Origin of the sequence: Brumimicrobium sp. (assembly GCF_048268645.1) — a bacterium.
GTDB lineage: Bacteria > Bacteroidota > Bacteroidia > Flavobacteriales_D > Crocinitomicaceae > Brumimicrobium > Brumimicrobium ulvae.
On the sequence record NZ_JBLWVE010000022.1, the window covers coordinates 23122 to 34753 of the forward strand.

General features: G+C 35.0%; 10 protein-coding genes and 1 tRNA gene. 7 read left to right on the forward strand and 4 right to left on the reverse strand.

Annotation, left to right across the window (positions count from 1 at the left end; all coding sequences use genetic code 11):
* Positions 1–2: 2 nt before the first annotated feature.
* The gene (locus ACN0U3_RS13500) at positions 3–1145 is read left to right on the forward strand and encodes a DUF4837 family protein (RefSeq protein ID WP_417266633.1); all 1143 of its coding nucleotides are present in this window, start codon (positions 3–5) and stop codon (positions 1143–1145) included.
* A 307-nt stretch (positions 1146–1452) separates the two neighbouring features.
* Here ACN0U3_RS13500 and ACN0U3_RS13505 read toward each other — a convergent pair.
* Positions 1453–1525 (reverse strand) — tRNA-Phe (locus ACN0U3_RS13505).
* 115 nt (positions 1526–1640) lie between these two features.
* On the opposite strand from ACN0U3_RS13505, the gene ACN0U3_RS13510 reads away from it, so the two are divergent.
* The 6 genes from ACN0U3_RS13510 to ACN0U3_RS13535 all read left to right on the forward strand — a co-directional run bounded on the left by ACN0U3_RS13510 (position 1641) and on the right by ACN0U3_RS13535 (position 8452).
* Positions 1641–2372 carry a type III pantothenate kinase gene (locus tag ACN0U3_RS13510; RefSeq protein ID WP_417266634.1) on the forward strand — a complete coding sequence of 244 codons (732 nt, stop codon included), beginning with the start codon at positions 1641–1643 and terminating at the stop codon, positions 2370–2372.
* Positions 2365–3717: a hypothetical protein gene (locus tag ACN0U3_RS13515; protein WP_417266635.1), complete on the forward strand. Its 1353-nt coding sequence runs from the start codon at positions 2365–2367 to the stop codon at positions 3715–3717. The genes ACN0U3_RS13510 and ACN0U3_RS13515 overlap by 8 nt, the downstream gene beginning before the upstream one ends.
* 11 nt (positions 3718–3728) lie before the next feature.
* The gene (locus ACN0U3_RS13520; RefSeq protein WP_299206780.1) at positions 3729–5003 is read left to right on the forward strand and encodes a hypothetical protein; all 1275 of its coding nucleotides are present in this window, start codon (positions 3729–3731) and stop codon (positions 5001–5003) included.
* Positions 5004–5006: 3 nt separating this feature from the next.
* Entirely contained in the window at positions 5007–5564 is a 558-nt protein-coding gene (gene lptC / locus ACN0U3_RS13525) for an LPS export ABC transporter periplasmic protein LptC (RefSeq protein WP_417266636.1), read from the forward strand.
* Positions 5565–5567: 3 nt separating this feature from the next.
* Positions 5568–5798, forward strand: coding sequence for a hypothetical protein (locus tag ACN0U3_RS13530; protein WP_299206785.1), 231 nt, complete (start codon positions 5568–5570; stop codon positions 5796–5798).
* Between the two features lie 161 nt (positions 5799–5959).
* On the forward strand, positions 5960–8452 hold the full coding sequence (locus ACN0U3_RS13535) for a DUF5686 family protein (RefSeq protein WP_417266637.1): 2493 nt from the start codon (positions 5960–5962) through the stop codon (positions 8450–8452).
* Positions 8453–8522: 70 nt separating this feature from the next.
* On the opposite strand, the gene ACN0U3_RS13540 is transcribed toward ACN0U3_RS13535, so the two are convergent.
* From ACN0U3_RS13540 to ACN0U3_RS13550, 3 genes are all read right to left on the reverse strand, one after another.
* A complete protein-coding gene (locus tag ACN0U3_RS13540; protein WP_417266638.1) occupies positions 8523–9437 on the reverse strand; it encodes a response regulator transcription factor in 915 nt (304 codons plus the stop codon).
* 465 nt (positions 9438–9902) lie between these two features.
* Positions 9903–11216 carry a TolC family protein gene (locus ACN0U3_RS13545; RefSeq protein WP_417266639.1) on the reverse strand — a complete coding sequence of 438 codons (1314 nt, stop codon included), beginning with the start codon at positions 11214–11216 and terminating at the stop codon, positions 9903–9905.
* A 1-nt stretch (position 11217) separates the two neighbouring features.
* Positions 11218–11632: HlyD family secretion protein (locus ACN0U3_RS13550; protein WP_417266640.1), on the reverse strand; the 415-nt coding region annotated here is incomplete at its 5' end.

Here is an 11632-nt window from a genome sequence, read left to right on the forward strand (position 1 = left end):
ATATGAAACATTGGTTTAGTTTAATAATATTGAGTTTAGTATTGTTTTCCTGTCTAGACGAGCAGTCAGGAAGAAAGGGGAGTGATGCTAAAGCCAAACAGAAGAAAATCTTTGATGAAAGTAAACACGAAGGAGGTCGTGAAATCATTAAAGCAGGTTCAATTTCTCAATATACTGGTAAACCAGGAAGGTTGATTGTTGTTGCGAACAATACTGAATATACCGATGAAATAGCAGAAGTATTTGATTCTGTTTTCGCTGCTCCTATTCGCCCTTATTACCCTCCAACACCACATTTCGAAGTGTTCAATCGATCTCCTGAGGATTTTGTGCGCTTATCTACTGGATTAAGAAACGTCATTGAATTAATCATCGATGAAAAAGTGGAGAAGGGAAATCCTAAAATGCATATCTATGAAAACTATTATGCGAAGACGCAGTTGTATACAAAGTTGCGCGCTCATGATATCAATGATCTGTACGACCTGATTCTTCAAGAAATAGAATATTTGTTTAAAGTTTATGACCGACAAGAATGGAAACGTGAGTTTTACCGTCATCCAGCAAAGGGAAATATGGATGTGCGTAAAAAACTCCAAAGTAAATTTGGAATAGATCTTAGATTGCCGACAGGTTATAGATATGAGTCGGTTAATGATGAATATGCCATTCTCTTGTTCCCCGATCGTACACGCCAGATGGATTTACAAACCAATGATTCATACAGTTCTTCAAAAGTGAATTTTATCCAAAGTGGAGTGATGATTTGGCAATATCCATACACGGATGAGCAACAAATGGAGCCAGATAATTTGTTGAAAATGAGGGATACGATATTAAAGTATTATGCACTTCATGAATTGAAAGGAGTGTATATGGGAACCCAATATCACCCTGCAGCGATGCCCGTATTTGAAAAGCTTAAAATAGGAGATGTTACCGGTTATCAAGCGAGAGGCTTGTTTAAATTTACTGGTGCTTCTGAGCCTTCTGGCGGTCGTTTTTGGAGCTTCCATTTCAAACATCCACACCGCAACACCATTGTGGCTTTAAGTGGGTATATTGATGGGCCACCAACCATGTCGCCAAGCTTCGATATCAACCGTATCCGAGCTGTTCTGTATTCTTTAAAGGTAGTTGATTAATTCCTGATCAGTCTCAAAAGTTTGGGGGATTTATTCCTTTCTTAATGTACAAGCAAGTTGTAGTTTTATCCACTTTTATGCTTAAAACATTGATGGTATAGTTTGTTTTAATTGTTGAAAAAAAACTTTCAAGTCAAGCTATTGGGCATACAAAACGTTGAATGATCCTCATTCAGAATGACAAGTATTTATGCCTAATCTCAACAATTGGTCTTGATTCCTGATTCCTTCACTTGAAGTGATAGACGGAAATATAAGGCAAGAAAAAACCCAGAACTCTGATTTTCAGTTTTCTGGGTTTGTTTTGTGGTGATGGACGGAATCGAACCGCCGACACAAGGATTTTCAGTCCTTTGCTCTACCAACTGAGCTACATCACCATTGTTTTTTAAAACAACTCGTTTGATTAGGTGGGTGCAAATATAGTAACTAATTTTATTCTGATGTCATCATTTTCAATTAATTTTTAAAAATCTTCTATTAACTTTGCAAGAGATGTCTGAAAAAATAAAATACTGTGTCGTTGATGCTGGAAATACTCGGGTCAAAGTTGTTGATTTTGAAAATGATGAGATCGTAGGCCATCAGCAAATCGCTTTGGAGGACTTAGAAAAAATAAAACTTGTTTTAAGTGAAAAAAAATTAACGACAAGTATCTTATCTTCTGTTTTGGACAAAGAAAAGTTAAAATGGGTAAGCGATTTACTTGAACCGAATGTGGTTTTAAGTAATCAAACTCCTTTGCCTATTTCTATTGATGCTTATGAAACACCAAATACCTTAGGTGCGGATAGAATTGCAAATGCTGTAGCGGCACACTACTATTCGAATACCGACCATGCCTTGGTAATTGATATTGGGACATGTATAAAATTTGACCTTGTCCTGAAGGACAAATATCAAGGAGGGTCTATTGCTCCAGGATATGCCATGCGTTTGAAAGCAATGCATGAATTTACGGGTGCTTTGCCTTTATTAGAATTAGAAGATGTTACACCCTTAATTGGAAGAACGACTAAACAAGCTATGTTGTCAGGAGTTATTAACGGAATTCAAGCAGAAATCGAAGGATTTATTGCCAACTACACTCAACAATATCAACCGTTAACAATTTTTTTGACAGGTGGAGACCATAAAAGATTTGATAAAGAATTAAAAAATAGCATCTTTGCCGATGATAATTTGACCATTAAAGGTTTACACATAATACTAAAGCACAATGTATAGAAGTTTATTAGTGACATTATTTATAGTTATAAGTGGAAATGCACTAGTACAGATTAGCACTAACAGTCCGTATTCCTCAAGAGGAATTGGTGACGTAGGCTTCTATGGAAACGCTTACATTTCTGGATTAGGAGGTGCCGCAACTGCACTTGCTGATTCCAGTCAAACAAATTTGCACAACCCATCAACCTATTCGTTGACAGCAAAACAACTTCCATTATTTTCAATAGGTGTGAATCACTTTGAAAAAACATTTTCTAACAATGGAATGGAGTCTAAAGGTAGATTCTCTAGCATTACCCACATGTCTTTGGTGGTGCCTTTTGCCAATCGCTTTGGACTTGCTGCCGGATTAAAACCATTAAGTCGTGCTGGATACGAAATTAATGATGGTGAATTGGTTCAAGGAGATAGCATCTTTTATACCTATAGTGGAAGTGGTGATATTCAGGAATTATTGATTGGTTTTTCAGGAAATATTATCGATGGAAGAAAGCAAAGCTTATCTGTAGGAGTGAATGGAAAATACTATTTTGGAAGAATTAATAACGACAGGAAGGCTTTTAAAATCGCCAATACGATAGAAACAGGAGGACTTGATGAGCAATCGATTCGGGCACGTGATTTTGGTTTTGAATTGGGGTTGAACTATGATTATCGACCAACTTTAGCGCACAGCATTCGTTTAGCCGGAGTTTATCGACCAGGAAATACAATGCGTTTTGAAAAAGCACACACACGTATTCACTATGGTAACTATTATACACAAGGAACATACGATACCTTATTGAATGTTCAAGGAGTGAGTGGAGAAGTGTACTTGCCCTCCAAAACAAGTTTAGGATTGACCTATACCTTCACTCCCCACAATGACTCAAGTTCTAGTAATTCGAAGTTAAGATCATATATGTTAACACTTGAATATACAATGGAGGATTGGTCGAATTACGAAGAGAATTTTGATTTGGGAGCCATTTCTGGACAGTACATAAATTCTAATTCCTTGCGTATGGGGTTTGAGTTTAAACCACACAGAAGTGCAGTAGACCGATCGGCTTACATTGGTTTTATGGATAAAATGAGCTACCGTGTTGGAGCTTATTTGGTCAATACACCTTATGAAGTAAACGGTGAACAATTAATAGATCAAGGATTGACTGCTGGATTGGGAATTCCAATCGTAATGAATAGAGCGGTTTCAACAGTTAGTATTTCAGGAACTTACGGTGTGATGGGGAAAACTGAAGGTCCTTCCATCATTAAAGAGAATTATTTTGGATTCAATCTCGGCATAAATATTGCTCCAGGATATGACAGATGGTTTAGAAAATATAAATTGGATTAACTTTAAATAAAATGAAAATAGAAAAATTATTATTAGCCGTACTTTTTGTAATTGGTTTTGGAGGGCTAACTTATGCTCAAGGAAACGACGCACCTGATGAGTGCAGAAGGTTTAAAGCAATTGCTGGAAACGCGTATAAAGCACAAGAATACGAGAAAGTAACAACGTATTATATAAAGGCTTTAAACGAGTGTGAAAAGCTTGAACTAAATTTTTACAATCCTTTCATTTATGCCGTGCAAAAATCTTACAGTAATGCAAGAGGAAACGAAGAAGCTAGAGCAGCGTACCTGGATACTTTAATCTCGGTTTATGAAGCTGGTCAAGCAGCACACGGAATGCAAATCGAATGGCAAACTTTCCTTGGATACTATTATTTAGTACAAGGGAAACCAGGAGGAATGAATAAAGCAGATACGGCGCTTAAAGCGGGTATTCACCACAGTGCTGAAAAATCAAACGCAAGTTACTTAAAGCAATATTATGCTAACCTTTATAACCTTTGGGTACAAGAACAAGATGAAGCAGTTAAAGCAGAATACAAAAAACGTTTAGTTGCTGAGTACTTCAAACTTTCTGAATATGTTAACAAAGGAGGAATGGATGCTGAAACGCTAACTTTCTTGTCAGATGTGATCAATAATGTAATCACTGACTGTGAATCTATTTTGCCAGACATTAACAACTTCATGAAAGAATTGCCACAAGAAGTTGAAGCGAAAAAAGTAATGGTGAAAAACTTTATGGAGTTATTAGAAGGACAGAATTGTACAAAAAGCAATGAATATGCAATGTTAGTAGATACGATTATTGCAATCGACCCTTCTGTAGATGCTGTTTTGGCAAAAGCTAAATTGCAATTAAGTAGAGGAAATACTTCAGGTGCTGTTAACTCTTTTAAAGATGCGCTAGGAATGGTTGAGTCTGCTGATGATAAAAGTGATATTGAATTGGAAATTGCAAGTGCATATTACCGTTCAGGAAGTTATAGAGCAGCTCACAACGCAGGACTTGCTATTACTGGAAAGAACTCAGCAAAAGGATATGAAATCGCAGCTAGAAGTGTGAATGCAATGATGAACGACTGTGGAGTTTCAACATTCGATCGTAAAACAAATAACTATTACGCTGTTGAGTTGGCTGAAAAATCTGGAAATGCTTCTTTAATTAGTTCTTTGAAGAGCCAGTGTCCAACTTCATCTGATATTTTTAACGCAGATAAATCTGTAGGTGGAACTGTAACACTTGAGTGTTGGGGGAAAACATATACGATTAAAACATATTAAACATTGAGCAACATCAAGCACATTAGTTATTGGATTCCTGTCATGATTTTCATGACGGGAATCTTTTTTTCATGTGTGAACGATCTCAATAAAGTCAAAAAGATTACCACACATCCTGATAATCCCGATGAAACAAGCGAAATGTTGCATGTCATTTATACAGATTCAGGTTTTGCGCAAATTGAAATATATGCGAATATCGCAGAAACTTATGCACAACCAAAGAATGTAACTAAGTTTAAAGATGGATTAAAGGTAAATTTTTATAATGAAGAAGGAGAAATTGGCTCTGTCTTGACTTCCTTGTTTGGAGAGATTGATGGTGCCACCGGAAACATTACCGTAAGGGATAGTGTTAAACTTTTGAATGTGAGTCAACAAAAAACTTTAGAAAGTGAAGTTTTATATTGGAGTAGAGACGGAGATTCTATCTATACCAATAAACCCGTTGTGATTACTTCTCCCGATATGATCCTTTCTGGTATTGGGGCGTGGACAACACCTGCTTTCGACACAGCGCAATTTTATCAACCTACAGCAAAAATATTTTTAAACGATTAGAACATGGGAACATACAATAAAATTATGCAGTTTTTTTGGTTAGCAACAGGAATTGTTACCATTATAGGTGTAACTTACTTAGGTTATACTGAAGGATTTGAACGCTGGTCTGGATACTATATTTTTGGTGTTTTTGCTATCTTGTTGTTCTTTATTCGTCGTTTTATGATGAAGCGTATGGTGAAACACGAAGAGTTTTTAAAAAACAAGGACAATACTCAGCAAAAGAAATAGAAATAGAAAGAACAGACTTGGTCTCCCAAGGGCTTTTTTATACGCTAGTTCAACCTTTCATTATTTTTTATTGCTTTTTTTATGCAATTCAAGTTATATTTGAATTTGATATTCAATTAATATCACTATGAATACATAATCGCTTGAGGCTCATAAACAAAATGCAAGGCATACAGCAATACATTCTTCTTGGTATTTGTCTTTTATTCGGACAATTGTCTTTTGCACAATATGTTGTCAAAGGAAAAGTGCTAGATGAAACGAATGTAGGAATTCCTTTTGCTGATATTTATGTTAAAAACAATTCAGATTTACGTACCCGTGCAGACATCGAAGGAAATTATTTGATGAGACTTCAAGTGGGGGAGTATTATCTTGTGTTTTCAGCAATGGGATATGAAAACCGTGAATTTTATCTGGTTGTTGGTGAAGCTACAAAAGAAGTAAACATTCAACTCTTTCCTGTTAAAGTCAAAGACCTAGAGGAATTCGATTTTTCTGAAAAACGACGCAACATAGGTCGTGAAATCGTTATGCGAACTGTTGGTATCAAAAACAAATTAGATTACAATCAATATCCTCACATTTGTGATGTTTACATCAGAGCCAAAGATGAGAAAAGTGGTACTGTCCATTATTCAGAAAAAGACCAAGAGAAAGACGAAGCAGATGCCCGTTTTGACGATGTTGAAAAGTTGAAAGAAAAGAAAATGCAAGAACTCAACAATACCAATATGGTAGAGGTTGAGATGAATAGAAGTTACGCTCCACCCAATAACATTAAAGAAATAAGAACGGGATATTCTAAAAGAGGAAACGACAGAAATCTATATTTTACTACTACTGCAAAATCAAACTTTAATTTTTTTCAAAATACTTTAAGCCTAGATGATTTAAGTAAGTCACCTGTGCAATCGCCTATTTCAACAGCAGGGATTCTTTCTTATAAATATCAGTTGGTCGAGAAGATTGAACGTGAGGGCCAACCCACCCTCAACAAAATTAAAATCACTCCAAGAAATATTGCTACCTCAACATTAGAAGGTTTTATTTGGATTCAAGACAGTACATGGTTGGTAGAAAAGATAGATTTCACCATCATTAAAGGGAACCTATATATCTATGATAACTTTAGTGTTCAGCAGGAATTCGAAATATATGGTGATACTATGTGCGTACTCAAAAGTCAGTTGATGAGTTACAATGTAGCCTATCGAAAAGAGAAGTTTGAAGGAAGCACCGTGGTGAATTATTCAAATTATAATTTTAAACCAGACTTCAAAAAAGGCCTGTTTGGAAATGAATTAGCGGTGACTACAGAAGAAGCCTACGAACGTGATTCGACGTATTGGTCCGGTAAGCGCTTAACTCCTTTAACAGAAGAAGAGCAGAGGTTCATTAAACAAAGAGACAGCATCGAAAATCTATTTACTAAAACCAGTTACTTAGATTCAATAGATTCTGTATTTAATAAAGTCACCTTTTGGAAAGTACTTTGGTTCGGAATTGACCGCAGGAATAGAGCCAATAAAACACAATGGACAATCAGTTCAATTGCTGCGATGATGAGACCACTCTATATTGCAGGTCCGAGAATAGGTCCCGATTTTGATTACTTTAAGAAGTGGGATAACGAAAAAACCTTCGACAGTTATACGCGTGTTGACGTAGGATTGTTAAATGGAGACATTAAAGGGTATACCAATATTAGGTATTTATACAATCCTTTCCGGCAATCAAGAGTAGGGGTAAACTTCACTCATAATTACGATTTAATACGTTCTTATGACGCCTTAACTCAAGTGTTTTTACGGGATAACTTTATTGAGAAAACTTCGGGTTCACTGTATCATGATTTTGAGCTTTTGAATGGATTGTATTTAGAAAACAGCCTGACTTACACCAACCGACGTCCGCTTCCCGAAGGTACTAAGTTTATCCGTTGGTTCGATAAAGAATTAGGGAATACAGAGCCACCAGAGTTCATACAATACAATGCGCTTATTTTAGATTTTATGTTGCGTTATACCCCTTTTCAAAAGTACATGAGAGAACCCAAAAGGAAAGTTGTTTTAGGCTCTAAATGGCCAATGCTTTATGTTTTTTATGAAAAAGGAATTCCTCAATTATTCGGCAGTGAAGTCAATCACGATTACATTCGATTTGGAGCGATGCAGACTTTTAAAATTGGGACGTTAGGAACTTCAAAATACCACATCACCACAGGAAGGTTTTTGAATCAAAAAATTCTACGTCCAGAAGACATGCAATACCATAGACGTGGTGATCCTATTTTATTCTCTAATCCTATGTACTCTTATCAAGATTTAGATTCAACTTTACCCACCATGAATTGGTATTTTGAATCGCATTACATCCATCACTTCAACGGTGCATTAATCAACAAGATTCCATTCATGAAAAAGACCCGAATTTCGACTGTAGCTGGAGGAGGTTATTTATGGGTACCCGAACACAATTGGACGCACTATGAAGTGTACACAGGCTTAGAACGAATCTTTAAATTTGCACGAAGAAGACTCAGAATTGGTGCCTATGCTGTTTTTTCAGATGGAAATCAAATCAATCCCAGAACGTCTTTTAAAATCAGTTTTGCTATTTTAGATGAACGCAGTATGAAGTTTACTTTTTGATATGTGTGCTCTTATCTAAGTGTGGTGCGTATCCAAAAAAGGCTATAAAACTTCAGGCAAAAGTGAGCGCTTAACTGATTTCGATTAGGTTTAAACCATTTTCTTTTGCATATCGATCAATAAATTCTTGTTTACTTCTACAGTTTGTCTTTTTAAAAATATTAGAAGCATGCTTAGAAACCGTGTTTTTTGTAATGTGCATTTTTTCTCCAATTTCTTGGTAAGTAAGCTCTTCTAAAATAAGTTTGCAAACCTCAGTTTCTTTAGCTGTAAGTTGAACTTCATTATGTGTATCCTTTATGATTGGCGCTTCTATCGTTATTGCTTTTTCAGCATAAAATCCGATGTTATTTAAGGCCTTGTATTCCTTTCTACTGAGATATAGCTGATTTTTGTAAAATGCAAAAGCGGTTAATAAGAAACTAATATTGATGAGACTAATTTTGACGGGCTGAATGTCTCCAAAATAAACAACTATAGGCATAGAAGACATAAAAACAGCTCCAATATAACCTGAGATAGTTAGTAATTTGTAATGGGATGAAACATCTTCCTGAGTCTTGAAAATAAAGATTAAGGTTCGAATGCAAAAGTACACGGCAATAAAAATAGGGGGAACAATAAATATTTCTTCAGAAAAATTCACTTCTCCAGTAATGAGATAGGTAAAAACAAGCCCAATGATAAAGGAAACGACTAAACTTGAAAACAGAAACTTTGTATTGTAATATTTGCCACTTTTTATTTTTAATTCATTAACCAAAAAGTAGAAGTAATAAGTTGCCAGTGCAATTCCACTTGAGTAAGCAATGATATCTTGAATTAAAATGGGTATAACATAACTTGGATTCGGGAAGAAACCATTAAAAACATTGAAAAGGATAAAAAGTGAAATTAAAATAAAAAATCTGAACCTTCTAATGTCTTTAGGACGTGACAAGCATACGGCCACCTGAACAAATAGAATAATTATTTCTAAGGTCAAGTAGAGCAGTGTGATCAGATGTAAATTAGTCCCAAACATTTTATTTATTTAAACCTCCTCAGTATTCCGGACGATGAATTAACTCCATTTTAATTGTAAGTCATTACATCGCCTTTGTACTTATTATACACTTAATTAAAGTGTGTTTATAATAACTTCTTCACAAAAATTCATTTACAAATTTTGTAACTGATGTTTAATCTATGTTTCATTCTTTATGATACATTTAATAAATATCAAGTTCGAACCTAATTTCACATTAGGTCAAGCCAAAAATGTTCTGCAATGGATTGTAGTGTAGTTATGTTGATCCACCGTGCAGGTATGTTGTAATAAATTAGTGTACTATCGAAATAGCTAACGCTAATATATACTAATTTATTCTTTACAGGTGTATTTTCTTTATGATTTATTATTGATGAACGGAAAAATTAAGGGATTTAAGTTGAAATTATTGATTTAAACTCACCTTTCATAAAGCGTTTTGAGCATCTTTTCCTTAAACCTTAGTGTGATCAACGCGGTGTAATAATCTGCTTGGGTTTTGAATAAATTACTTCTTAGTTCAATATAGCTTTGTACATTAATAACGCCAGACTCGTATTGTTCTGTGGAGGCTTCAAAACGCTTTTCAGACACTTCTAAGGCTTTTTTTAAAGCTTTTGAATTCAATTTCTCATTAGTGATTTCGTTTTCTAATTGTTCTACCTTATTACGTAAATCTTGAAACATAATTTCTTGATTTAACTTTGTTTTTGTGAGTTCCGCCTCCGCAATTTTGATCTCTGAATGAACTCTTCCATTATTGAAAATAGGAACATTTAAAGTAAGCACAGCTGATTGATAAAAATTTTCTCGCATTTGTACCTCAAAGGGTTTGGGTAAGAATTCGCTTCCAACTTGTATCTTACTGTTTCCAGAATAACCACTTCCTAAAGAACTATTAATAGCCAATGTTGGAAGTAACTGTGCTTTCTTCATTTTTAAATCATACTCTTGTAAATTTATCCTTGTAGTGGCAAGTTGAAATTCAGGGTTTTGTGAAAATTCTTCTCGATTTATTGAAATTTCACCCTTTTCTAAAGATTCAATCGAATGAATTTCAATCTCTATCTCATCTTTTGAATTTAATAGCTGCGAAAGCAATAAAGAACTATATTCAAAATTGTTTTTGGCTTGTCTTAACATTGCACTGTCCAATGCCAGTTGACTTGACAATGACAAAACATCATAATTAGTGGCGTAACCATTCTTGAATCGTTCTTTTGATAAGCTTTCCGATTCTAATGAATAGGCTACTTGATTTTCTGCTGCTTCAATGAGGTAATGATTCAATAAAATTTGCATGTAAGCTGCGGTGATATCAATATGAAGATTTCGACGTTGAATATCAATTTCATGAGTTGTTTCTTGAATGGACAGCTCGTTCCTCTGTTTTAAATAGTAATTCTGAAGCCCAGAAAATATATTCCATGAACTACTGGCATAAAAATTATTGGTTCTTACCCGATCAGTGGCAAATTGGTTGGTAAAGGGATCAATACTTTGTCCCCAATTATAACCATGCGTTCCTCCAGCGTTTATAGTTGGAAGTATATTTAATTTGGACTGTTTTTGTTGAATTTCAGCTATTAATAAATCAACTTTTTTGGTTTTTAAATTTAAATTGCTTGAATCTGCAAAAGATAAACACTTTTCTAAAGTCCATTTTTCCTGAGCATTTACTGAAAACAGTGAAAGCCAAAAAAGAGCGATGTGAATAACTGTTTTAATCTTCATATTAATTGTCGAAAACAGTTCTAAATTGGTTGAATACACGCTCTAAAACATTCAGATCATCTGTAACAATTGAAGCAGTTCCAATCATTTCCGCTGTGTGCTTTAATTCTTTATTGTATGTCGTTTTGAGTCCTTCGGGTAAGTTTACTTTAGCAAAATAATAGCCCTCTTTTGATTCTTGATTTATGGTTGGAATTTCTGAAACAGACATTATCTCTCCTTTGAGTTGTCCAAATTCTTGCTTCGGATAATTTGCCAATTGAATATTTACACGCTGTCCTTTTTCGACACGGCCAATACCTTGTGATGGAATTTGTACGTAGCCAATAAGTCGAGTGTCTTGTGGTAAAACAGCGAATAGGGTAGCGCCAGCAGATACGGATTGATTTTCATTGATGTTTCCAAGATAATTGACA